This window comes from Sediminihaliea albiluteola (genome assembly GCF_014077625.1).
GTDB classification, from domain to species: Bacteria; Pseudomonadota; Gammaproteobacteria; order Pseudomonadales; family Halieaceae; genus Sediminihaliea; species Sediminihaliea albiluteola.
The window spans coordinates 113,483-138,196 of the sequence record NZ_JACFXU010000014.1 but is presented as its reverse complement, the minus strand read 5'-3'; the positions used below and the strand labels follow the sequence as shown (position 1 = coordinate 138,196).

Below are 24,714 nucleotides of genomic sequence, written 5' to 3'. Positions count from 1 at the left end.
GTCCGCTCCTGCTATTGGGGGCGCCTGTCTCGCGTTATTGAGTAGCAAACACCATGTTAAGCAAAGCACTAAAAAAAGTTTTTGGCACCCGCAACGATCGTGAATTGAAGCGGATGCGCAAGGTTGTCAAGCAAATCAATGGGCTGGAAGAGTCCATGCAGGCCCTCAGCGATGAGCAGCTGCAGGCCAAAACAGAAGAGTTTCGGCAGCGTTTTAGCGACGGCGAGTCCCTTGACCGTTTGCTGCCTGAAGCCTTTGCTGTAGCCCGTGAGGCGAGCGTCCGGGTGATGGGCATGCGTCACTTTGATGTGCAGCTCATCGGCGGTATGGCGCTGCATGAAGGCAAGATCGCCGAGATGCGCACCGGTGAAGGTAAAACCCTGGTGGCGACCCTACCGGCCTATTTGAACTCCCTATCCGGTAAAAGTGTGCACCTCATTACGGTGAATGATTACCTCGCTACCCGTGACGCTAGCTGGATGGGCCCGCTCTACAAGTTCCTCGGTGTGCAAGTCCGGGCAGTGTATTCCGGCCAGCCCCAGGAAGAGAAGCGCGAGGCCTACCGCGCCAGCATCATTTACGGCACCAACAACGAGTTCGGCTTTGATTACCTGCGTGACAACATGGCCTTCAGCATGGACGACAAGGTGCAGGGCGACCTGAGCTTTGCCATTGTCGACGAAGTTGACTCGATCCTGATCGATGAGGCGCGTACGCCGCTGATTATTTCTGGTGCCTCAGAGGACAGCTCTGAGCTCTATCGCCATATCAACAAGTTGGTCCCCCTGCTGAAGAAAGACAGCGAGGAAGAGCCCGGCCACTACACCGTGGATGAAAAGCAGCGCCAGGTTGAGCTGACCGAAGAAGGCCACGAGTTTATTGAAGAGATTTTGACCCGCGAGAAGCTGCTAGACGAGGGCGACAGCCTCTATGCCGCGACCAACTTAGGCTTGTTGGGCCACGTCTATTCTGGCCTGCGGGCTCATGTGCTATTCCACCGCGATGTGGAATATATGGTGCAAGATAACGAGGTCATTCTCATCGACGAGCACACCGGCCGTACCATGCCCGGTCGCCGTCTGTCGGAAGGTCTGCATCAGGCGATCGAAGCCAAAGAAGGGGTGTCGATCCAAAGTGAAAGCCAGACGCTGGCTTCTACCACGTTCCAGAACTTCTTCCGGCTCTACGAAAAGCTCTCGGGTATGACCGGTACCGCTGATACCGAGGCTTTTGAATTCCGCCAAATCTATGGCCTGGAAGTATTGGTGATCCCGACCAATAAGCCGGCTCAGCGCAAAGACCTCAACGACTTGGTCTACCTGACTCGAGACGAGAAGTTCGATGCCATTGTGGAAGATGTCAAAGAGCTGATGGCCAAGGGCGCGCCGATTCTGGTGGGTACTGCCTCAGTGGAAACCTCGGAAGAGGTATCTCAGCGCTTCCGCAAAGCCAAGATCGAACACAAAGTACTGAACGCCAAATACCACGAGCAGGAAGCTGACATTATCGCTCAGGCGGGTCGCCCGGGTATGGTAACCATCGCCACTAACATGGCCGGTCGCGGTACCGATATCGTGCTTGGCGGTAATCTAGAAGCCGAGTTAGAAGCCGCTGGCGAAGGCATTACAGACGCTCAGCGCGAAGAAATTAAAGCCGCCTGGCAACAGCGCCACGAGCAGGTACTAGAAGCGGGTGGCCTGCATATCTTAGGTACTGAGCGTCACGAATCGCGTCGTATTGATAACCAGTTGCGCGGTCGTGCTGGACGTCAGGGTGACCCCGGTGTGTCGCGATTCTACCTATCGCTAGAAGATGGCTTGATGCGTATTTTCGCCTCTGACCGGGTGAAAAACTTCATGCAGGCCCTCGGTATGGAGAAGGGCGAAGCGATTGAGCACCGCATGGTGAGCAATGCGATTGAAAAAGCCCAGCGCAAGGTGGAAGGTCGCAACTTCGATATCCGCAAGCAACTGCTGGAATACGATGATGTAGCCAACGATCAGCGTCAAATTATCTATGAGCAGCGCAACGACCTGCTCGGCGAGGCGGATATTGCCGATACCATCACTGCGATTCGCGAAGATGTGGTGAACGAGGCCATCGATAGCTTCATTCCGCCGATGAGCGTTGAAGAGCAGTGGGATATCCCCGGCCTAGAGCGCCAGCTAGAAGCTGAGTTTAGTATCAGCTTGCCGATTCAACAGTGGCTAGAAGGCGATGAGCGGCTCTATGAAGAGGCGCTGCGTGAGCGTATCTGCAAGGAAATACAGGCAGCCTACGACAGCAAGAGTGCTGAAGTTGGCCCGGATATGCGTAAGATTGAAAAGCAGATCATGCTGCAGGTGCTCGACACCCTGTGGAAGGATCATCTGGCCACCATGGATCAACTGCGCCAGGGTATTCACCTGCGGGCTTACGCACAAAAGAACCCTAAGCAGGAATACAAACGGGAGTCCTTTGCCCTGTTTGAAGACCTGCTGAAGAGCCTCAAATATGAGGTGGTGAAGTTCTTGAGCCACGTGCAAATTCAGCGCCCCGATGAAGCCGCACTGATTGAAGCTCAGCGCCGTGAAGCGGCCGAGCGCGAGCAGCTGGCTTTCCAGCACGCTCAAGCAAGCGGTATGGCTGAGGAGACGCCAGCTGAATCGCCAGAGGCGCAATCAGCTGCCTCAGCGCAGCCCTTTACCCGTGAGCAGCCCAAGGTGGGCCGCAACGAGCCCTGTCCCTGCGGCAGCGGTAAGAAATACAAGCAGTGTCACGGCAAGCTCTAATGATGCTGCGAGCCACTGCGGGCAGCGCCCGTAGTGGCGCACTTCAACCCTAACTATTCACCTGCCTGGAGACGCTGAACGTGGCTGTTGGCAACGATGTTTTACCTACTTTGTATCCAGTTCCCGGGCTGCGTTTGGCCACTGTATCGGCCGGCATTAAAAAGCCCGGCCGCCAGGATCTGGTGCTAATTGAGGCCGCCCCTGGCAGCAATTGCGCCGCCGTATTTACCCAAAATGCTTTTTGCGCAGCGCCGATCACTGTCGCCCGTGAGCACTGGCAAGCCTGTGGCCGCCAGCCGCGTTATCTGCTGGTGAACACTGGCAATGCCAATGCCGGTACCGGCAAGCAGGGTATTGCTGACGCCCGCGCCACTAGCGAGGCTGTAGCGGCGCTGGCCGAAGTGACAGCCGAGCAGGTACTGCCCTTTTCGACTGGGGTGATCGGTGAGCCATTGCCCATCGATAAAATCACTGCCGTGCTGCCCGCTGCGCTTGAAGCGCTGAGCCCCGAGGGCTGGGCCGATGCGGCTAGCGGCATCATGACCACCGACACTCGCCCTAAAGCCTCTTCAAAGCGTTTCTCTGTGGCCGGCCGCGATTACGTGGTCACTGGTATTGCCAAGGGTGCCGGTATGATTCGGCCCAATATGGCCACTATGCTGGCCTACTTGGGCACTGACATGGCAGTGGCGCCGGAGCTATTGCAAAGCGCTTTAAGTGAAGCGGTCAATATCTCCTTTAACCGCATCACTATTGATGGCGATACCTCAACGAATGATGCCTGTGCTTTAGTGGCAACTGGCGCCGCAGCTAATGAGCTAGTTAGCCAGCAAGATAGCCCTGAGTATCAGGCCCTGCTTAGCAGCCTGCAGGAAGTCTGTGTCGATCTCGCCCAAGGCTTAGTGCGCGATGGTGAAGGCGCCAGTAAGTTTGTCACCGTACAAGTAGCGGGTGGCCGCCAGGAGCAGGAGTGCCTAGACGTGGCATTTACCATTGCCCACTCACCCCTAGTAAAAACCGCTTTATTTGCCTCGGATCCCAACTGGGGCCGCTTGCTAGCAGCGATTGGCCGTGCGGGGGTTGAAGACTTGGACGTTAATCAAGTCGCGCTCTACCTCAATGAGGTGCTGATAGCTGAGCGTGGTTGTCGTGCTCAGTCTTACACCGAAGAGCAGGGCCAGCAGGCTATGGCGCCAGAGAACATCGTGATACGGGTTGAGCTGAACCGCGGCGCAGCGGAAGCTGCGGTGTGGACTAGCGACTTCTCCTACGATTACGTGCGTATCAACGCCGAGTACCGCAGCTAAAGATGGCCTTGCAGGTGGCGGTGGGCGTGGTCCTTAACTCGCGCCGCGAGATTTTGCTGACCCGGCGCGCTGTTGAGGTTCACCAAGGTGGCTTGTGGGAATTTCCCGGCGGTAAGCTGGAGCCGGGTGAGACAGTACTTGAGGCCCTAGGGCGAGAGCTTAGGGAAGAGCTGGGTATTGAAGTGACTAAGAGCACGCCCTTGTTGGAAGTGCGCCATGACTATGCTGAGGGCTCAGTACTTTTAGATGTCCACATCGTCTGGGCTTTTGAGGGCTCGCCCCAGGCCCTTGAAGGTCAGCCAATGGCTTGGGTCCGCCAAGAAGCGTTGGATGACTACGCTTTCCCCGCCGCCAATATGCCGATCATTGCCGCGCTGCGCGAGCAGCTCGCTGACAGTGAGCTCTCTCGCAGTGACCAAGGCGCATAGGGTTCACTGAAGCGACCTAGGCCTCGGCCTTGGCTTTTTCTAGCAGGCGCTGATGTAAGGCCTCGGCTTGCTGTTCTAAGTCTTCCAGCGTGCCACTGTTATCAATCACTATGTCAGCCTTAGCTAAGCGTGCTTGGCGATCGAGTTGCGCAGCCATAATGCGCTTTACTTGGGCCTCATCATTGTTGTCCCGTGCCATGGTGCGCTCTAGCTGCAGCTCCGGGGGCACATCGACGACGACCACTAGCTCAGTGAGTAATGCCTGACTGCCCTCAAGCAATAAGGGCGAACTCAGCACGGTATAAGCTGAGCGAGAGGCCGCGAGCTGCGCTTGTATCGCTGCGCCAATCAGTGGATGCGTTAATTCTTCCAGCCAGCGCCGCTGCGCCGGATCGGCAAAAACCTTTTGCCGTAGGGCGGCGCGATCGAGAGTGCCATCCGCTTGTAAAATAGCTTGGCCAAAATGTTCGGCAATCGCGGCTAGTGCAGGCTGGCCGGGTTCGACGACTTCTCGTGCCACCACGTCGGCATCCACCACAGTGATTCCCCGTGCTTCTAAGTAGCGGGTTAGGGCGGATTTGCCGCTGCCAATACCACCGGTGACGCCTACGATCAGAGCCATTACTGTATTCCTGAAGCTTGTAGATAAAAACCAATAAGTTGATCACCCCAGACCAGCGCCAACCAACCCGCCATGGCCAAATAGGGTCCAAAGGGAATCGGCACCTCTTTGCCGCGACGCTTAATCAGCATCAGCGCGATCCCCGCGACAGCACCCACGAGTGAGGATAAGAGAATAATCATCGGTAGCGCCTGCCAGCCCAGCCAGGCGCCCAAGGCGGCTAAGAGCTTAAAGTCGCCATAGCCCATACCCTCTTTGCCAGTGAGCAGTTTAAACAGCCAGTACACCGACCATAGGCTCAAGTAGCCCGCAATAGCGCCAATCACCGCATCTTGCAGGGGCACATAGCCGCCACTGAGGTTAAATAGCAGCCCGGCCCAGAGTAGGGGCAGGGTGATGCTATCTGGCAGTAAATGGTGGTCGAAATCGATCAGCGTTAGGCTAATTAAGGACCAAGTGAGCAAGACCGCCCCGAGCATGGCTAGGCTGGGGCCAAAGTGCAGTGCTAGGAACATGCTCGCTAAAGCGCTGCTCAGTTCAACAAGGGGGTAGCGCAGAGAGATCCCCGCTTTGCAGTTAGCGCACTTGCCGCGCAGCAAGAGGTAGCTGAGTACTGGGATATTGTGCCAGGGCTTAATCGGCGCTTCGCAGTGGGGGCAGTGGGAGTTCGGGCTGGCAAGACTGAGGCGCCGTTCTGGGGCGGGCTGTTCACTGCCGAGTAAACTCGCGCACTCTTGGCGCCAACCGGCTTCCATCATTAGGGGCAGGCGATAAATCACTACATTCAGGAAGCTGCCGACCACTAGGCCCAGAGCCAAGAGCATCAAAGGGAGCAGCCAGCTGTGCTCGCTAAAAACTTGTAACATAAGGCTATCTCGCCGTTTGTGGCTGCACGCAAGGGGGCAGCGCTATGCTTTAGATCACCGAGCCCAGCATAAAGATCGGCAGGTACATGGCGATCATCAAGCCGCCCACTAATACTCCTAGCACCGACATGATGATGGGTTCCATCAGAGAGCTGAGACTGTCTACTGCGTTGTCGACCAGTTCTTCATAGTGGCCGGCGACTTTGTCGAGCATGTCATCCAGGGCGCCGGATTGCTCGCCAATCGACACCATTTGCAGCAGCATATTGGGGAATAGCCCCGTCGCCCTAATCGCCTGATAGAGGGTGGTGCCGGTGGTGACATCGTCTCGTATCTGGCGAATAGCTTGGGCGTACACGGCATTGCCAGCGGCACCAGCAGTAGAGTTAAGCGCCTCAACTAAAGGCACACCGGCGGCAAAGGTGGTCGCCAAGGTACGGGAGAAGCGCGCCACCACTGCATCGTGCACAATGGTACCCACTACGGGTAAGCGCAGGGCGAGTTGATCGATAGTTGCCGCAAAGCGGCTTGAGCGCAACCGAGCCTCTCGAAAGGCAAATATCAACGCGACAACCCCAGCTAAGATGATATACCACCAGTCCTGTACAAAGTTGGAGATGTTCAATACCAATAAAGTAAATGCTGGCAGGTCGGAGCCAAAGCTACGGAAGGTTTCAGCAAACTGCGGCACCACTTTAATCAACAAAATACCGGTGACTATGAGCGCAACCACCACCACTGCGGTGGGGTAGGTCATGGCTTTTCTAATTTTAGCTTTTAACTGTTCGGTTTTTTCTTTGTAAGTCGCGACGCGCTCCAGCATCACCTCAAGGGTACCGGAAGCCTCGCCCGAGGCGACCAGACTACAGAGTAAGTCATCAAACAAGCGCGGGTGTTTGGCTAAGCTGGGCGCTAAGCTGGTACCAGAAGCGACATCATTTTTAATGCTTTGGACGAGATCGCGCATGCGTTCGTTTGCTAAGCCCTCGGCGACAATGTCGAAGCACTGTACTAGCGGTACACCGGCTTTCATCATCGTGGCCAGTTGGCGAGTGAATACCGCAATATCCGCTGGCTTGATGCTCCTGCCAATGCTGAATAAGGGTTTGGGCTTTCGTTTGACTGACTTTGGCTCTACACCCTTGCGCCGCAGCAGGGCCCTGGCCATGGATGAGCTAGGCGCATTAATTTCGCCCTTAGCGTTCATACCGTGTTTATCAGTGCCATGCCAGACAAAGATATTGTTTCGTCTTATGCTGCTAGCCATGATGATGAGTGCCCCAAATTAAAGGTAGTGTGCTGACTAATCCGTGGTGATTCTGTTGATCTCTTCTAGGCTGGTAACTCCCCGAGCTACCTTCCACAGAGCCGAGCTGCGCAGGTCATTAAAGCCCTCGGCACGAGCCTGCTGATGAATTTCCATCGCATTACCGTTATCCATTATGATGCGGGCCAGTTCAGGTGTCACGCGGACCACTTCATAGACCCCTATGCGGCCTTTGTAGCCATCTTTGCACTCACTGCAGCCCACCGGGCGCATTATCTTAGCCTCGGCTAGCATCTCTTCAGTGAAGCCTTCTTTTAGCCACACCTCCCGCGCGACATCAGCCGCCGGCTGCGCGCAAATCTTACACAGGCGCCGCGCTAGGCGCTGGGCGATAATCAAGTTTAGAGAGGTGGCGAGGTTAAAGGCAGGCACGCCCATGTTAAGCATGCGAGTGATTGTTTCCGCGGCGCTGTTGGTGTGCAGCGTGGACAGCACTAAGTGACCCGTTTGCGCCGCCTTGATGGCAATCTCCGCCGTTTCTAGGTCGCGGATCTCACCGACCATGATCACGTCTGGGTCTTGACGCAGGAAGGAGCGCAAAGCTTCGGCAAAGTTCAGGCCCACCTTGGGGTTAACGTGAACTTGGTTAATGCCTTCCATATTGATTTCAACCGGGTCCTCAGCGGTAGAAATATTCCGCTCTGGCTCATTGAGCATGTTAAGGCCGGTATAGAGTGACACCGTCTTACCCGAACCGGTGGGGCCGGTGACCAGAATCATGCCCTGGGGCTGACTGAGGGCTTTAAGGTAGAGCTCTTTTTGATCTTCTTCATAGCCCAGGGCATCAATGCCCATTTGAGCGCTGCTGGGATCCAGAATACGCAGCACAATTTTCTCGCCAAACAAGGTCGGTAGCGAACTCACCCGGAAGTCGATGGTGCGCTTGCGCGACAATCGCATTTGGATTCGCCCATCCTGGGGCATACGGCGCTCCGAGATGTCCATCTGCGCCATTACCTTGAGACGCGCGGCCAGCCTTGCGGAGAGATTGCGCGGTGGTCGCACCACTTCGCGCAAGATACCATCGGTTCGAAAGCGCACGCGGTACACGTTTTCATAGGGCTCGAAGTGAATATCCGAAGCGCCTTGTCTGATCGCATCAATCAACACTTTCTTGACGAAGCGCACCACCGGCGTCTCATCAATGGCTGTGCTGCTTTCTTCAGCATCCCCTTGATCAGGGGCATGCAGATCAAGGTTTTCTAGGTCTTCTGCGACCATATCGTCCAAGCCGGCAGCTAAGTTATCGTAGGCTTCCACCCACTTATTGATAGCTTTGCTCAGCGCTTTTTCTTCCACCAGTACGGCATCGGTGTTAATACCGGTGTGGAACTTTATTTCATCCAGAGCGGCTAAGTTAGTCGGGTCCGATACCGCAATAAACAGGCGGTTGCCGCGATGTAGTAGCGGCAAAGCGTGGTGCTTGATCACCAAGTTAATATCGACCAAGTTGTTCGGCATGTACTCGGTCTTGAAGGAGCTGATGTCAAATAGCGGCACCCCAAACTCCAATGAGGCAATCTCTGCCAGCCGGTGGCTATCAAGCTGCAGGTTTTCCACCAGATACTGCACCAGCGGCCGGCGCTCTAAAACCGCCTGCTTTTGTGCTTCTCTGGCCTGCTCAATTGACAGCATGCCCTCTGCGGCGAGTCGACCTACCAGGCCGCTCAGTTGCCTTGTTGCCCTATCGTTCATACACCACCCGAAAGATTAGCGAGCCCTTTTGCACAGGGCTTTGTTAGCGCTCGAGTATATGAAATCGAGCTCTTGCTATACAGCCCAGTGGGCCCTAATAGGATGATTTTCTGTGGTTTTTGTCAGTTTTGTGGCAAGTGATGACAATTAACTGTGTATTACGAGTGCCAAAATGTGACAAAAAACGTCACATGCTCGCATATAATGGCAGCTGTGTAGCTAATGGTGCTTTGTGTAAGAGCTTGTTAAATGTCAGACAAATAGAGCTAAGTGATTGAAATTTAAGGAGTTGTATTAATGGTGTTTTTAATAATTGCTAATCTGGCACGTAATTTGCTATTACTTATGCGTCGGAGTCTCGTTAGCTCGAGAGTCGATCTAAACAACTCCCTATCAAGGGAAAGGAGAAACAAATGAAATTGAAGCAACAAGCACAACAGGGTTTCACCCTGATTGAACTGATGATCGTCATTGCGATCGTCGGTATTTTGGCGGCGATTGCACTGCCGGCTTATCAGGATTACACCGTCCGGGCGAAGATGTCTGAGCCGATGGCTAAACTATCGGCAGCAAAAACGGCAGTTACTGAGTACCATGCTACTATGGGTAAATTGCCAACAAGTGGTGCTGAAGCAGGTGTTGCTATACTTGCTTCAGGTAATACTATGTCTGATATTATTGACGTGCTTACATATACAGGAGGTGGCTCATCAAACCCTTTGATCGCGGTCACTGTTAAAGCGGATCATGTTCCTAGTGGGGGGGCATCCTTCCAGCTATCAGGTTCGACGCAAAATGATGGCACTATTAAGTGGAAGTGCAAGCCAGGTGATAAAGACGGTGATGACGAGATGAGCGATAAATACCTGCCAGCCAACTGCCGCGGCTAATAGTTAGCTCGTCGCTCTTTTTGATCCGCCCAGCCATTTGGTGGCTGGGCGGATCTTTATTGATAGTCCGTTTAATAGTTGATGATTATGCATCGCCTGACTTTGCTAATGGGTTTATGACCATAATCGCTCTCAACGATAGCTAGCGTCTTGATGCTGTCTCTAAGTGAAGCAAAACACTTATTTAAAGAGTCTGCTTGTCAAGCAATTCTTGCTCTTTTTCTTCTGGTATTCGCCTGTTTTATTTGGGGCCTTTCTGGTCCTTGGCTCCTCGATGACCACTCCAATATCGTCAACAACCGCTTACTATATTTCGATGCAAGTGATTTAGAAGCCTGGCGCGTCGCGGCTTTTAGCTCTGATGCAGGCCCACTGCACCGTCCGCTCTCCATGCTGAGTTTTGCAGTGAATGCCAGCTTTTCTGGTGTCGAAATTCCTTACTATTTTAAGTTAGTCAATGTGCTGCTGCACTGCGCGATTGCTTGGCTTATCTTTCGGTTACTGACCGCGCTTATTCCCTACATGTTGCCCCATTGGGAGGAGCTGCATCAGCGCCGCTTAATACTCTTGGCTACGGCCCTGTGGCTCTTGCATCCCTTGCACGTTTCGACCGTGTTGTATGCCGTACAAAGGATGACGCAGCTTTCGACGTTTTTTATTCTGCTGGGCTTGGTGCTATACGCAGAGTCTCGCAGTGTATGGGCTGAGAGGGGCGCGAGCACGGGGCAGCTTATCCGTAGCAGCTTGTACATCGGATTATGTTTGCTGCTAGCACTGTATTCCAAGGAGAATGGCGTCTTACTCCTTTGGCTGATCCCTGTGTTAGAGCTTGCCGCTTTTAAAGGGCGCTGGGCAGCGAAGGAAGTACCTATGTTCAAGCGTTTGGCATGGTTGGGTTTACTTGTTCCTCTGCTATTGATTGCTTGTATCGCTATTTTTCACCCGGATTTTATTCTGGGTGGCTATCAAAGTCGCCCATTTACCATTGAGCAGCGGGTGCTGACGCAGCTTAGGTTATTGTGGACTTATATTACTTGGATAGCCCTGCCAATGAATGATGTCTATGGCTTGTTTCATGACGATATAAAACTCTCACAAAGTTGGTGGCAGCCCGCGACGACTTGGCTCTCGGGGCTTGCTTGGCTCGTAGTGATTGCTGTTGCTATTTCGATGCGGCAGCGACTGCCTTTGTTGTTTTTCGCTGTTCTGTTTTTTCTGATCGCACACAGCATGGAGTCGAGCATATTTGCTTTAGAGCCTGTGTTTGAGCACCGCAACTACTTAGCTGCCTTGGCTGTATCAGTGCTATTGGCGGCTTCCTGCATTTGTTTTACGAGAGGCTGGTCAAAACGCCACCTGCGACTGGTTTTTGTTCTAGTCCTAATGCCTTTTGTGTTGCAGCTGGCCTTGCGTGCTTATATTTGGGCGGATGAGGATCGCTTGGCTCTAAGCACCTACTTGAATCATCCTGAGTCGACTCGATCGCATTTTATGTATGCCAACAACCTTGTACGCAGAGCAAATGATGAAAGTGGCTTGCAGGCTGATGCCTCCAAAGCTGAGGCCTTGTTGATTGCTGCCCGTAATGAATACGAGCTCATTGTGCAGAAAGAGCCAATGCATTTGCCATCTCTAGTGATGCTCTACCGCCTAGATAGTAAAAATTTCAGCTTTCTGAATTCTCGGGAGCTGTGGCTAGAGCGAATATTGCAGGCCCTCACTGAAAAGCGCTTGCAAACCACAGACTATGGCGCTCTGTCGAGTTTCGTAACTTGTGCAGGTGACCCGCAATGCACTGTGCCTGCTACCTCAATGGAGCGAGTTTTCGACTTGGCACGACAAAAGAATGGTGACTCTCTACGAATTGCTTTGCTTGAGTACGAGTATATGCGGGCTCTCAATGCTTCGGCACAGGATCGAGTTGGGTTTTTAAATCAGCTTGCAGCCCGCTTTCCCAACTCTCAGGCGCTACATAGAAAGCTATTAGAGGAGTACGCGGCGGCGGGTGAGCAAGGCCAAATGTACTTAGCGCTGGCTCAAATAATGGCTATGGATTCGCTGCGGCGTTACAGCGTTTTAAGATTCGAACATGACACCTCAGACTGAGCTAGCTAAACACTCCCCGCTGACTAGACAGCTGTGCTTTTATTTATCTTTGTTGTGTTTGCTGGCCTTTAGTGCTTGGTGCTATTTGCCCGGTGATACTGGCCCGGTGATGCTGGATGATCACTCCAGTCTGCAAAAATTATCAGTTGTTACTGCAGAGCCGGAGCTTGCTCGGGAGCTGATCTTTGGCGAGGTTTCTGGCCCTCTTGGTCGCCCTGTGTCCATGGCTAGCTTTGTCTATGAGAAGCTGATTTGGGGAGATTCCCCGCAGATAAGTAAACGGGTCAATATTGCGCTACACGCGCTGAATGGCTTGTTAGTTGGGCTCTTGCTACTTCGGCTGTTTAGCTTTATCAGCTTCCCGAGGGCTGCTGGCCTTGCTGTAGTGTTAACAGCTTTGTGGCTCTTAGCGCCCATCTTGGTGAGTACCGTCTTGTACAGCGTTCAGCGCATGACCATTTTGTCATGCTTATTTATGTTGCTGGCTGTTCATGCTTATATTTTTACCCGTGAGTCCTGGGGCAATGTCTGGCGCTGTCTGTTTTGGCTTGTTTTGCTGCTGACATTTTTCGCAGCGGGCATGTTTGCCAAGGAAAACACCGCAGTTGTACTGCCTATTATTCTCTTAATGGAGTTAATGTGGTTTCAGTTTAAAGATCGTGCGGGAAATCAAATTGATAGCCTGCGACGTTTAAGCTACCTCTTAGTCGCAGCAGGTGCTGTCGGGCTTCTGCTCATCATAAGTATTAAAATACCGAGCTATATCAATGGTTACGGTCATCGGCCCTTTGACTTGGGCGAGCGCTTGATGACTGAGATGCGAATTGTTTGGGATTACATTGCACAAACCTTTTGGCCCGATATTAAGCGACTGGGTTTGTATCATGATGACTACCCCATCTCCACTTCTTTTACTGAGCCCTTGAGCACCTTGTGGTCGGCTTTAGGCTGGCTTGCAGTATTGGGGGCCATAGGACTTGCTTACTTAAGTGAGTGGGGGCGCCGCTTAGCTTTTGGTTTAATCTGGTTTCTTGTTGGTCACAGTCTTGAGTCGACTTTTCTGCCGCTGGAACTGTATTTTGAGCATCGAAATTATTTTCCCAATATTGCTTGGTGTCTTGTTATTGGCACTGTGGTGATCATGATGCAAAGGCGCTGGTCAGAGATGTACACTGCGCTACTAAGTTGCCTCGCTTTTTATATCCTCATCATGACAATGAATACGCTGTCATTAGCAAAAATTTGGGGCAGTAGGGAATTGCTGACCTTGCATCAGGTGGTAGGTCATCCCAACTCATTCCGCGCCAATAGCGATATGGCGATTCTCTTGGCCAGTGTCGGTGATGCCAATGCCTCAGCGCACTATGCGGCTAAAGCCCATGATAGCTCCTTGCAAAAACGTGATGGAGATAGGATTGTTCGAGAAATCGCTCTCGCCTGTATGGCGGGAGAGTCTGTTCCAATACAGACCATCGAGTCGCTAGGGAAAAAAGATGCTAAGCGCCCGATCTCATCTGTATCCTCACTGCTTACGCTAGTCAGGTTAATCCAGGACGGCAAGTGTCCTAGCTTAAATGCGGAGCTGCTGGCGGATCAGTTTGCCGAAATTTACTTGCCGCTAGGGCAGAGCGCAACGGCAGCCGCTGAAGTTTATTTTAGCTTGGCTGTGCTCGAGAATGCGCTTGCTAGATATGATAAGGCCTACCAATATAGTCTGGCTCACTTGGCATTAAAGCCTCGAAATGTGAGAAGCTTGCTAATGAATTTACACTTTGTCTCAGCGTTAGAGCTAAATGAAGAGAAGCACAAGCTCTTGCAGACATTGTCAGAAATGTCAGAGCAAGGTTTGCTGTCTCTATCGCAGCAACAGACGCTAGAGTTATACACGGAGCAATAATGCAAGATTTCTCCATCGTCATCCCGGCTAAAAACGAAGAGCTTGGCCTAGCGCGCTTGCTGCCAGAGCTGCGGGCGGCTTATCCGGAGCAGCAGATTATTGTGGTGGACGATGGTTCGACGGATGCGACGGTTGAGTGCTGCCATCAGCATCAGGTTGAGGTGATCTCTCACCCTTATTCCAAAGGCAATGGCGCGGCAATTAAAACCGGCGCTCGAGCAGCCAGTGCCAAGTATATTGTCTTTATGGACGGCGACGGCCAGCACGCTAGTGAAGATATTAATCGGCTGTTGTTGCGCCTTGATGAGGGCTACGACATGGTGGTGGGTGCCCGTTCGGTGCTTTCTGATCAGGCCAGTGTGGCGCGCTGGGGGGCGAATACATTTTATAATCGCCTAGCCAGCTGGATGGTAAACCGTAAAATCGACGATCTGACATCTGGTTTTCGAGTGGTGGATCGCAAGAAGTTTTTGGGACTGTTGTATTTACTGCCCAATGGCTTTAGTTATCCCACCACCTCTACCATGGCTTTTTTTCGCGCCGGCTATTCAGTGGGTTTTGTGCCGATTAATACTGCGCCGCGCTTGGGCGATAGCCATATCAGTCTATTGCGCGATGGCGTGCGCTTCTTTCTTATTATCTTCAAAATCGGCACTTTGTATTCCCCGCTGAAGGTCTACTTCCCTGTGTCTTTAGGCCTCTCCGGGCTCGGTTTGCTGAACTATTTGCTGACTGCTGTAGCCTCGGGCTCCTTCCGTTTTACCAATATGAGCACTTTGCTCTTCCTCTCCGGTATGACGGTGTTTTTGATGGGCTTGCTTTCGGAGCAGCTGACTAACCTCCAGTATAAAGACAGCACTGACGACGATGAATAGTGGCAGCAGAATGCTGACCTGCCTATTTGATTCCCAGCTACTAGAGGCTCAGCCTGTCAGCAGTCTAAGAGTACAGTAGGCTTCGAATAGGATGGGCTAGTTTTTGAAAGATTGATGTATCAGTTTTGTACACATAGGGCTGAATCATTAATTTATAAAACCAACAGTTATTGCTTGTTAAAGCTTTATAAAAAAAGATACTTCAGGATATTACATGACAATTTCCTTGAGCCGTATGCGTGCCTCAGGGATTAAGCTGCGAACGAAAGAGTCTGTCAGGTGTTGGCTATCCCTAAAAACTATAACGCCATCTTTTGATATCGCTCCACAAATATTATTTGGGCATACAAGAGCGTTTAGATTAATAAGAGATACGCCTTTTATGTTTGCTATGGCAGTGTCAAGGTATTTCTCGACAGTGGAGGCAGGGGAGTCAGACTTTTTTGTCTGACAGGCCCCTATTAAATTCTCAACGGTGGGCAAGGAGTTATTTGCGCTAAGTGCTCTTTCGAGGCAGCTTGGGCCATCGAAGGCGAGCTTTGGTGTCCCAGCAATGACTACAATATTGTCGCTAGCTAGAGTTAGTTTTTCAAAAATACGTCTGCTGCCGTCAATCCACTGATTTTTGTTAAAGCTATTTGATGCGGCACTCCCAAGTACAATTAAATCTGGCGAGATGTCCTTTAAATACTCTATAGCCTTTTGTCTCCAGTTACTGCAAACAGTATAAGTAGCCCCGATTCTCGGGTAGAAAAAGTCTACATCAATCATTGGGCAGGCAGATTTAGTCAACACAATAACCCTCCACTCAGGAGGTGGATAAACTTCGGCAAAGAGAGAGAACCACTGAGCTAAAATACTATCCCCAATTAATACAATGGTTTTTGAATAGCCTTCACCTTTAAATTCGCAAGGTGTTAGCTCATCACTGTGATACCAAAGATCGCATTGATATCTGTAAATAATAGGGACGTCAGATCTAGATATTGTCAACTGTCCTGCGAGCTCATTCAGGTCAGTAGATTGTTCACCCTTTAATGAGAACAGTCCGAAATTAATAGAAATTAGTATGACAATGACTGATCCAGCTAACACTCTCCCGGTGGAGAAGTGGCTGAGTTGACCTTTCCAGAAAGGTTTTTCAACCACTTTGTATGAAATTGAGGCTAGCCCAATAGAAATCGCAATCAGTACTAAAGTTCCAGTCGGGCCTTGCAGTGCATTGTGAGCCTTAGCAATGACAAATATTGGCCAATGCCATAAATACCAAGAATATGATCTGTCCCCCAACCAAATAAAAACAGGGTTGGAGAGAAGGAGGGAGTGCTGGTTTTTAGTAATAAAAGCTAAAATTAATGCGGCGCCTAAGGACGGGATAAGTGCCCAGAGTCCTGGATAAGGCTTGTTTGTATCTATTATTAGTGTAGCCAGAACGATAAATAATAAGCCTAGATATAATGCGGTATTTCGAAGAGATTGTGATGCTTGTTTTTTATCTAATAATCGCGATATAGGCACTAGGCTAGCCCCAAGAGAAAACTGCCATATTCGCGAAGGTGTTAGATAGTAAGCCCATATTGGGTTGGTCTGCATCCAATAGTTAGAGAGTGTCCAGCTGATGAGCCCGACTAAGGAAAAACTAAATAGTAAGTAATTTAGGGGTGACCTTATTTTTGTGTGTTTTAGTATTGTATAGAGCACCAGCAAGAATAAGGGCCAAAAGATATAAAACTGCTCTTCTACGCCAAGTGACCATGTGTGTAAATAAATGTCTAATGACTCAAGTTCATTGAAATAGTTAATGTTGCGAAAGGCAAAAAATAGATTACTAGTCCATGAGCTCGCAAAAATAAAAGAACGCGTTAGAGACAATACATCGGAATTAGATAGTAGTAACTTGCTTGCCACAAGCGTAGCGATCAGCATCGCAATCAGTGCGGGTAAGAGGCGCTTGAATCTTCTTGCGTAGAAATTAAGTAGGCTTATTTTCCCTGTTTGCTCTAGTTCTCGCAGAAGTAACTGAGTGATTAGATAACCTGATAATACAAAAAATACGTCAACGCCAACAAAGCCCCCTTGTAGCTTTGGAATACCAGCATGTGCTAACACAACGATTGTAATCGCTACTGCGCGTAGGCCTTGAATATCACTAAAATAGGGGGGGGTTGATGTAGCAGTTTTTGATTTCATCGATTGCTCTATGGTGGCACTTCAATTTATTCAGCGTGGAAAATCACTTGCTACGCTAGTGGGCCATTATATCCGACAGTGCGATTCCTTAGGCAAGGGGGTGTCTGGTTTGTGTCTTATGCCTGCAGATGAAATCTGCTGGTACTCGAAAAGTCTGTATTTTCTTTGTTTGGATCTAGTTAATGAACAGATGTGTGCTCTAGGAATTCAGTAAGCCGTGTGCAGAGGTGGTGTCTAGCAGTTTGTTTTTTCATCTAATTGTTAAGAGCTTTTTCAAATCAAGTGGCCTTGGCTATTTGGGTAGTCATATGAAAGTAGCGTTAATGCTGCGAGACCGTTTCTTGAAACCTTGCATGTAGGCAGCTGTTGTCTCCGGCTGGGTGCTGATCTGCTGAGGTTTAGTCTCCTTGATTGAAAGATTTAAGCGTCAAAACCCACTTATCTATCTTAAAGACAGTGATATTGCTGTCTTTAAGTGGATAAAATAGCCGGTTTATGCCTTGCGCTGCTGACTGAGCCTTGCGCGGCACAAATCATTGAGGAGAGCATTATGTTGGTCGGGGTACCGAGGGAAGTCAAAAGTCATGAAAACCGTGTTGGCCTGACCCCCGCCGGTGTAAAAGAGCTAGTTCAGCAAGGCCATACTGTGCTTTTGGAGCGTGATGCCGGGGCTGCGGTGGGCTTTGATAACGCCCAGTATCAGGCAGCTGGGGCTGAGGTCGTTGACAGCGCTGCTGAATTATTTGCTCAGGCCGAGATGATTCTCAAGGTCAAAGAGCTACAGCCCGATGAGTGTGAGTTGCTGCGCCCGGGGCAGCTGCTTTTTGCTTACCTACACTTGGCCCCAGACCCAGAGCAAACACGTCGGCTCTTGGATTCAGGCGCGGCCTGTATTGCCTACGAAACGGTTACCTCAGATGGTGCCGGCTTGCCTTTGCTGGCGCCCATGAGCGAAGTGGCGGGGCGCATGTCGGTACAGGCCGGCGCTCATCACTTAGAGAGTGCTCAGGGTGGTAACGGCATGTTGCTGGGCGGGGTGGCAGGTGTCGCGCCGGCCAAGGTGCTCGTCATCGGCGGTGGTGTGGTTGGTATCAATGCGGCGCGAGTGGCCATGGGCATGGGCGCTGATGTGACTTTGCTGGATCGTGACTTAGAGCGACTGAAAGAGCTGGATGTGATTTTCGCAGGTCGCCTAAAGACGGTGTATTCCACTGCTGATGCAGTAGAGCGTTATGCCCTTGAGGCCGACTTGGTCATTGGCGCGGTACTCATCCCTGGCGCGGCGGCGCCTAAGCTGATTACTCGTGACATGGTGCGGCGGATGAAAAATGGCTCGGTGATGGTGGATGTTGCCATCGATCAAGGCGGCTGTTTTGAAACCAGCCGGCCCACGACCCATCAAGATCCTACTTATGTCTTAGATGGGGTAGTGCACTACTGCGTGTCCAATATGCCAGGTGGTGTAGCGCGCACTTCAACCATTGCGCTGACTAATGCCACTTTGCCCTATGTCTCGCGCTTGGCGAAATGGGGCGTGGCTGCTGCGGTGCAGGAGGATCAGCACCTGCGTAAAGGCTTGAATATCTACGCCGGCAAGGTGACCCATGCGGCCGTCGCTGAGGCTCTGGGCTACGAGTATGTCGAGCCACTGGTGGCACTAGGCTTAGCCTAGTGCCACCTCGTTTTCAGCTATTGGCCGTATTTGGCCTTCGCTTCTCGGCGGCGCCGGTGTAGTACCGGCTCGGTGTAACCATTGGGTTGTGCGCAGCCCTCAAACACCAGCTCGCATGCGGCTTGAAAAGCGATGCTCTGGTCAAAATTTGGGGCCATCTGGCGATAGTTTGGGTCGTCGGCATTCTGGGTATCGACTACCGCCGCCATGCGCTCTAAGGTTTCGCGTACCTGCTCTTCTGAGCAGACACCGTGTCGCAGCCAGTTGGCGATATGCTGACTGGAGATGCGCAGCGTGGCGCGGTCTTCCATCAGGCCGACGTTGTTGATATCGGGCACTTTGGAGCAGCCTATGCCCTGATCAATCCAACGTACCACGTAGCCCAGAATGCCCTGAGCGTTGTTGTCTAGCTCGCGTTGGATTTCATCGGCACTGAGCCCTTCGCTACCTTTTAAGGGAATGCTAAGAATGTCGTCCAGCGAGGCTTTTGCTCGCGCTTTCAGTGACTGCTGGCGCTCGGCGACATTCACCGCATGGTAATGGGTGGCGTGCAGTGTGGCGGCAGTGGGTGAGGGCACCCAGGCGGTGTTGGCACCGGCTTGGGGGTGGGCGATTTTGGCGCTCAGCATATCCGCCATGAGGTCTGGCATGGCCCACATGCCTTTGCCAATTTGTGCTTTGCCCTGCAGGCCGCACGCCAGTCCGGTGTCGACGTTAAAGTCTTCGTAAGCCTGAATCCAGGCTTCCTGCTTCATGGCCCCTTTGGGGCTAATGGCAGCGGCTTCCATGCTGGTGTGTATTTCATCGCCGGTACGATCGAGAAAGCCGGTATTGATAAACACCACGCGTTCTTTAGCGCGGCGAATACACTCTTTGAGATTGACCGTAGTGCGGCGCTCTTCGTCCATGATGCCAAGCTTCAGGGTGTTGCGAGCCATGCCGAGCGCGTCTTCGATGCGCTCGAATAAGTCACAGCTAAAGCTCACTTCCTCTGGGCCGTGCATTTTGGGTTTGACGATATATACGCTGCCTTTGCGGGAATTGCGCTGCTTGGCTTGGCCTTTGATGTCGTGCAGGGCAATCAGGGCGGTGAATAGGCCGTCCATAATGCCTTCGGGAATCTCTTGGCCATCTTTATCCAGAATGGCTTCGTTGGTCATCAGGTGGCCAACGTTGCGCACAAACATCAAGCTGCGGCCTGGCAGTCGCAGCTCGCTACCGTCGGGGGCGGTGAACAGGCGATCTGGATTGAGGGCGCGGACGGTCGTTTTGCCGCCTTTGCTGAAAGACTCCTGCAGATCGCCTCGCATCAAGCCAAGCCAATTGCGGTACACCAGCACTTTATCTTCAGCATCTACCGCAGCAATGGAGTCTTCGCAGTCCTGAATCGTGGTCAGGGCAGATTCCAAAACAAGGTCTTTAATGCCAGCACTGTCAGTGGCGCCAATGGGGCTAGTGGGGTCAATTTGCAGGTCGATGTGTAAGCCGTTGTGACGCAAAATCACGTTGGTAGGCGCGTTGGGCTCACCGGCATAGCCGCGAAATTGTTCGGGCTCTGCTAAAGAAGCAATTTGGCCACCCTGTAAAACGATCTGCAGCGCGCCGCGCACTACGGTATAGGCTTTGGCTTGGCTGTGATCGCCGATGGAGAGCGGGCAGTAGCGATTGAGGAAGTCCCGCGCCCAGGCAATCACGCGCTCACCGCGCACTGGGTTATAGGCGCCAGCGCGCTCCGCACCCTGCTCTTCGGAGATGGCGTCGCTGCCGTAGAGTGCGTCGTAGAGGCTACCCCAACGGGCATTGGCAGCGTTTAATGCGTAGCGGGCATTCATCACCGGCACCACTAACTGTGGGCCGGCGAGTGTGGCGACTTCTTCATCGACATTGCTGGTGCTGATGTCGAAGTCTTCGCCCTCAGGTAGCAGGTAGCCGATGGACTGCAAAAACTGTTTATAGGCCGCCGGATCGTAGTCTGCGCCGGGGTTGTCGCGGTGCCACTGATCAATCTGCTGCTGCATACTATCGCGCTGCGCCAGTAGCTCTCGGTTACGCGGCGCAAGTTCGGTGACGATATCTTCCAGCGCGGTCCAAAATGCAGCAGGCTCTATGCCTGTGCCCGGAGTGATCTCCTGTTCTAGAAGCCTGTGCAAAACCCTGGCTACTTGCAGGCCTCCTTGCTGGATACGGTCGGTCATGATCTCTATCCCTTCAAAAAACAACGCGGTGTGGCGCGAGTGATAGCGCCTATAGTGTGAAGGAAAGTCTAGGGTGCCATGTTGAATTTAGCTAATTTATCGTTTTTATCGCCGCCATAATGTTTGTGAATAGTGCCTGAGCGATCTATGGCCGGCTGATCAAGTCCGCGCTCTAGGGCAAGGGGTCTTTGTTATCGAGTTCCCTTGCCGTGTTGGCAATGAGTTTGCGCAACCACTGGTTGGCAGCATTGTGTTGCAGTAAGGGGCTCCAGGCCATTTTTAATTCTAGAGCGGGAATATCAAAGGGCGGCTCACGCAGTACGACTCGGGGGTTGTTCTGTTTAAGAGCGGCGGCGCGGCTGGGCAGGGTCACGATCAAGTCATTTTGTTCCGCCAGTGTCATAGCCGCTTGGTAATGGCGAGTGAAGACCCGAATTTGGCGTTTCTTACCCAGCTTAGTGAGGGCGGCATCTACCCAGCCAAGTCGCTGCACGTCATCTGGGTCTACGCCCACGCCCACACCCATGCCAGTTTTGCTCACCCATATGTGGTTTGCCTGAAGATAGTTCTCTAGGCTGAAGTCATTGAGGACGGGGTTTTCGGGGCTGAGTAGGCAGGCGAAGCTGTCATTCCAGAGGTGTATTTGATGGAAGGACTGGGGCATGGAGTCAAAGCGGTTGATGACCATGTCGACTTTACCGCGCTCAACATCTAAGAAGCTAACATCCGAAGGGGTCATGATGTCCAGTGTCAGCCCTGGCGCTTGGTTGCGCAGCTTAGCCAGTACCGCCGGCAGTAGGGTCGACTCAGCATAGTCACTGGCCATAATGCGAAACACGCGAGTGGCGCTCTCGGGGTCGAAGGCCGAGCGCGGTTGTATGGCCTGATCAATATGACTCAATACTTCGCGCACAATCGGTTCCAGTTCGAGTGCGCGCTCGGTGGGTGTCATGCCATCGGAGGTGCGGACCAGTAAAGGGTCATCGAATAAGTTGCGCAGGCGGCGCAAGCCATTGCTCATCGCTGGCTGCGATAGGTTCAGCTGGTTGGCGGCCTGGGTGACATTGCGCTCGCGCAATAGCGCGTCTAGATATACCAGTAGATTGAGGTCGACGCGGTTTAGGTTCACAGGGTGCTCCGCTATGAAAGATGACTGAGATCCACTGGCTCTATTTGCTCGGTGAATGCTGAGCTCGAGGTGGATAGTCTAGGTAAATTATACCCGCATCAGGCTAATTGCAATTGAGCAATACTGCGCACTCAACCCCCTACCTCAGTGTTTCGCTCAATAGTTGGCTGAGACGCTTTAGTGCCTTGCCTTTGTTGCTGATCTTCCAGGCGATATAACACTCCTGGTCCTCGGTGGTGGGCTGCTTGCTGGTCACTTGCGCCAGCGCGCCACTGTCCAAGTGCGCTTGAACCATTTTTCGCGGTACGTGGCCGACGCCTAAGCCGGCCAGCAATGCCTGAATTTTCTGTTCCATGGTTTGTACGTAGAGCACCTGTTTGCCGCTTATCAGGCCCGCTTTGCGGGTGACGTTATGCCGAGCGGTATCACGGGTCACGATGCGTCGGTGGGAAGGTAGTTCCTGGGCAATGCTTTTGGGGTCTTTGGCGGAGCGGCCCAGTGGGTGATTGGCGGCCGCTACCAGCAACATATTGGCGGGAGGGATGACCACTGCGCGAAAGCCCTTTTGCAGCGGCACCGGTGCGGGCGCCCCGACCAATAAGTCGATGCGGTCCATTTCCAGGGCTTCCCAGCCACCGCTCAGAACACACTCTTGGATATCGAGTTCAAGCTGGGGCTGCTCTTCCAGCAGTGTAGCCAAGGCCTTAAAGATGGGCTCTGGCTCGCTTGTGGACTCTAGGCCTAGGCGCAATCTCGGCTCCCAGCCGGTAGCCAGCTCTTTGACTTGGTCTGCCAGATAACCTGTGGCGCCGAGAATTTTGCGGCCTTCGTCGAGCAGTAGCCTGCCGCTGGCGGTTAGCACCGAGCGTCGCCCCTGTCGTTGATAGAGCGTTACTCCCAGCTGTTCTTCAAGCTTCTGCACGCTATAGGAGACGGCCGAGGTTGCCTTATTCAGCTCTTCGGCGGCTTTGGCAAAACTCCCGCGCCGATCAATAGCATCGAGGGTTCGCAGTGCCTCAAGGGTGATGGCGGAGTGCTTCATGCTCCCTTCCTTTGTGGGGCTAATAGTATTGTTCTAAATATTAGATCGTTATGGACAATAAACAAGCCTTACTAACTAGGAAATGCTTAACTATACTGTTTTCATCACTTCGACAAATCACTTCAATAAAGTAAGGAGATAGCTATGACTACATTACTGCAACGTGCCACTGCTTCAACAGCTGGTTATGACACTCTGCCTCTGCGTCTAGGTGCCGGTGTGATCTTTGCCGCTCATGGCGCACAAAAACTGTTCGGCTGGTTTGGTGGCCATGGTTTGGAGGGCACTGCTGCTTGGATGGCCTCGATCGGTTTGGAGCCAGGTGTACTGATGGCAGCCTTGGCAGGTAGTGCTGAGTTCTTTGGTGGCCTAGCGCTGATCATAGGTTTGCTGGTGCGTCCGGCAGCGGTGGTGCTGGCTCTAACCATGCTGGTTGCTATTTTCACCGTCCATATCGGCAATGGCCTGTTTATGGCCAATAACGGTTATGAGTTTGGCTTAGCCTTGCTGGTGATTAGCATCGGCCTAGCAATTCGAGGTGCTGGCAGTGCCAGTATCGACCAGAAACTCAGTGCCAAAACTACTCAATAGTCCGCTGAGCTAAGTCGCTGCATTTGATAATGCAGCGACTCAACTGACAGTGGGCTCAAGCATCGCAATAAGCGCTGCCTGAAATGCTTGGGCGGCCAAGGGATTGGCTGCCCGGCAAAACAGAGTAAAGGACAGGAGTTTTATCATGGGTTTGTTACAAAATGGTCAGTGGGTTGATCAGTGGTATGACACAGATAGTAGCGGTGGTGAATTTAAGCGTCAGGACAGCCGCTTTCGCAGCTGGGTTAGCGCTGATGGCAGTGCTGGGCCTACCGGTAGTGCAGGCTTTAAAGCAGAGCCCGGGCGCTATCACTTATATGTGTCATTAGCCTGTCCATGGGCCCACCGCACGCTGATTTTTCGCCAGCTTAAAGGCCTGCAGGACATGATCGATGTCACGGTGGTTAAGCCCTTGATGCTGAGCAATGGCTGGGAATTGAGCGATGACCAATACGGCCTTGATTACATGTATCAGCTCTATTTAAAGGCTGACCCGAATTACGAAGGCCGAGTGACGGTACCGGTGCTTTGGGATAAACAAACTAAGACTATTGTCAGCAATGAGTCGGCAGATATTATTCGCATGCTCAACAGCGCCTTTAACGGGCTGACCGGTAATGACAGCGATTATTATCCTGAACATTTGCAGGCAAAGATTGATCCCATTAATGAGCGAGTTTACGAGTTAATCAATAACGGCGTTTACCGAGCCGGCTTTGCGACTTCTCAAGAGGCCTATGAAGAGGCTTACTACAAACTCTTTGATGCCTTGGATTGGGTAGAGGGTATCTTAAGTCAGCAGCGTTATCTGGCCGGCTCTACGCTGACTGAGGCGGACTGGCGGCTGTTTACTACCTTGATTCGTTTTGATGCGGTCTATCACGGGCACTTTAAAGCCAATCGCCAGCGTATCGCGGACTATCCTGCCATCAGCAATTATCTGCGTGAGTTGTATCAGCTGCCGGGGATTGCGCAGACCGTTGACTTTACTCATATCAAACAGCATTACTACGGGAGCCACGACAGCATTAACCCAACAGGAATTGTGCCCTTGGGACCGGAGCAATATTTCACTGCGCCGCATAATCGGAGCCAGTTCAACTGAGCAAGA

General features: G+C 52.2%; 18 protein-coding genes. 10 read left to right on the top strand and 8 right to left on the bottom strand.

Going from position 1 to position 24,714, the window contains the following annotated elements; translation table 11 throughout:
• The first annotated feature begins 53 nt into the window (after positions 1 to 53).
• The 3 genes from secA to mutT all read left to right on the top strand — a co-directional run bounded on the left by secA (position 54) and on the right by mutT (position 4,506).
• On the top strand, positions 54 to 2,771 hold the full coding sequence (gene secA / locus H2508_RS07485) for a preprotein translocase subunit SecA (RefSeq protein WP_182171285.1): 2,718 nt from the start codon (positions 54 to 56) through the stop codon (positions 2,769 to 2,771).
• Positions 2,772 to 2,851: 80 nt separating this feature from the next.
• Positions 2,852 to 4,078, top strand: coding sequence for a bifunctional glutamate N-acetyltransferase/amino-acid acetyltransferase ArgJ (argJ, locus tag H2508_RS07480; protein WP_182171282.1), 1,227 nt, complete (start codon positions 2,852 to 2,854; stop codon positions 4,076 to 4,078).
• Between the two features lie 2 nt (positions 4,079 to 4,080).
• The gene (gene mutT, locus H2508_RS07475) at positions 4,081 to 4,506 is read left to right on the top strand and encodes an 8-oxo-dGTP diphosphatase MutT (protein ID WP_182171279.1); all 426 of its coding nucleotides are present in this window, start codon (positions 4,081 to 4,083) and stop codon (positions 4,504 to 4,506) included.
• A gap of 16 nt (positions 4,507 to 4,522) precedes the next feature.
• Here the strand turns inward: mutT and coaE are convergent, their stop codons facing one another.
• The 4 genes from coaE to pilB are packed head-to-tail and all read right to left on the bottom strand — an operon-like array spanning position 4,523 to position 9,016.
• Positions 4,523 to 5,128, bottom strand: coding sequence for a dephospho-CoA kinase (gene coaE, locus H2508_RS07470; protein ID WP_182171276.1), 606 nt, complete (start codon positions 5,126 to 5,128; stop codon positions 4,523 to 4,525).
• A complete protein-coding gene (locus H2508_RS07465; RefSeq protein WP_182171273.1) occupies positions 5,128 to 5,994 on the bottom strand; it encodes a prepilin peptidase in 867 nt (288 codons plus the stop codon). The genes coaE and H2508_RS07465 overlap by 1 nt, the downstream gene beginning before the upstream one ends.
• Before the next feature lie 49 nt (positions 5,995 to 6,043).
• Positions 6,044 to 7,261 (bottom strand): type II secretion system F family protein, encoded by a 1,218-nt coding sequence (locus H2508_RS07460; RefSeq protein ID WP_182171270.1) that lies wholly within the window; start codon positions 7,259 to 7,261, stop codon positions 6,044 to 6,046.
• A gap of 36 nt (positions 7,262 to 7,297) precedes the next feature.
• Positions 7,298 to 9,016 (bottom strand): type IV-A pilus assembly ATPase PilB, encoded by a 1,719-nt coding sequence (pilB, locus tag H2508_RS07455; protein ID WP_182171267.1) that lies wholly within the window; start codon positions 9,014 to 9,016, stop codon positions 7,298 to 7,300.
• Positions 9,017 to 9,429: 413 nt separating this feature from the next.
• On the opposite strand from pilB, the gene H2508_RS15115 reads away from it, so the two are divergent.
• The 4 genes from H2508_RS15115 to H2508_RS07435 all read left to right on the top strand — a co-directional run bounded on the left by H2508_RS15115 (position 9,430) and on the right by H2508_RS07435 (position 14,784).
• Positions 9,430 to 9,906: a pilin gene (locus H2508_RS15115; RefSeq protein ID WP_182171264.1), complete on the top strand. Its 477-nt coding sequence runs from the start codon at positions 9,430 to 9,432 to the stop codon at positions 9,904 to 9,906.
• Positions 9,907 to 10,059: 153 nt separating this feature from the next.
• Complete coding sequence (locus H2508_RS07445; RefSeq protein WP_182171261.1) at positions 10,060 to 12,012, top strand: hypothetical protein; 1,953 nt, start codon at positions 10,060 to 10,062, stop codon at positions 12,010 to 12,012.
• A complete protein-coding gene (locus tag H2508_RS07440) occupies positions 11,996 to 13,909 on the top strand; it encodes a hypothetical protein (RefSeq protein ID WP_182171258.1) in 1,914 nt (637 codons plus the stop codon). Before H2508_RS07445 ends, H2508_RS07440 begins: the two co-directional genes overlap by 17 nt.
• Complete coding sequence (locus H2508_RS07435; protein ID WP_182171255.1) at positions 13,909 to 14,784, top strand: glycosyltransferase family 2 protein; 876 nt, start codon at positions 13,909 to 13,911, stop codon at positions 14,782 to 14,784. The genes H2508_RS07440 and H2508_RS07435 overlap by 1 nt, the downstream gene beginning before the upstream one ends.
• Positions 14,785 to 14,994: 210 nt before the next feature.
• Here the strand turns inward: H2508_RS07435 and H2508_RS07430 are convergent, their stop codons facing one another.
• Positions 14,995 to 16,974 carry an acyltransferase family protein gene (locus H2508_RS07430; RefSeq protein ID WP_182171252.1) on the bottom strand — a complete coding sequence of 660 codons (1,980 nt, stop codon included), beginning with the start codon at positions 16,972 to 16,974 and terminating at the stop codon, positions 14,995 to 14,997.
• Between the two features lie 550 nt (positions 16,975 to 17,524).
• Between H2508_RS07430 and ald the strand changes: the two genes are divergently transcribed.
• Positions 17,525 to 18,646: an alanine dehydrogenase gene (ald, locus tag H2508_RS07425; protein WP_182173332.1), complete on the top strand. Its 1,122-nt coding sequence runs from the start codon at positions 17,525 to 17,527 to the stop codon at positions 18,644 to 18,646.
• Between the two features lie 17 nt (positions 18,647 to 18,663).
• Here the strand turns inward: ald and H2508_RS07420 are convergent, their stop codons facing one another.
• From H2508_RS07420 to H2508_RS07410, 3 genes are all read right to left on the bottom strand, one after another.
• The gene (locus H2508_RS07420; RefSeq protein WP_182171249.1) at positions 18,664 to 20,841 is read right to left on the bottom strand and encodes a malate synthase G; all 2,178 of its coding nucleotides are present in this window, start codon (positions 20,839 to 20,841) and stop codon (positions 18,664 to 18,666) included.
• 172 nt (positions 20,842 to 21,013) lie between these two features.
• The gene (locus H2508_RS07415; RefSeq protein ID WP_182171246.1) at positions 21,014 to 21,970 is read right to left on the bottom strand and encodes a LysR family transcriptional regulator; all 957 of its coding nucleotides are present in this window, start codon (positions 21,968 to 21,970) and stop codon (positions 21,014 to 21,016) included.
• Between the two features lie 139 nt (positions 21,971 to 22,109).
• Positions 22,110 to 23,012 carry a LysR substrate-binding domain-containing protein gene (locus H2508_RS07410; protein WP_182171243.1) on the bottom strand — a complete coding sequence of 301 codons (903 nt, stop codon included), beginning with the start codon at positions 23,010 to 23,012 and terminating at the stop codon, positions 22,110 to 22,112.
• Positions 23,013 to 23,156: 144 nt separating this feature from the next.
• Here H2508_RS07410 and H2508_RS07405 point away from each other — a divergent pair, with 144 nt between their 5' ends.
• Both H2508_RS07405 and H2508_RS07400 read left to right on the top strand, forming a co-directional pair.
• Positions 23,157 to 23,603, top strand: a complete 447-nt coding sequence (locus tag H2508_RS07405; RefSeq protein ID WP_182171240.1) for a DoxX family protein — start codon at positions 23,157 to 23,159, stop codon at positions 23,601 to 23,603.
• Positions 23,604 to 23,748: 145 nt separating this feature from the next.
• Positions 23,749 to 24,708 (top strand): glutathione S-transferase family protein, encoded by a 960-nt coding sequence (locus H2508_RS07400; RefSeq protein ID WP_182171237.1) that lies wholly within the window; start codon positions 23,749 to 23,751, stop codon positions 24,706 to 24,708.
• The last annotated feature ends 6 nt before the right edge of the window (positions 24,709 to 24,714 follow it).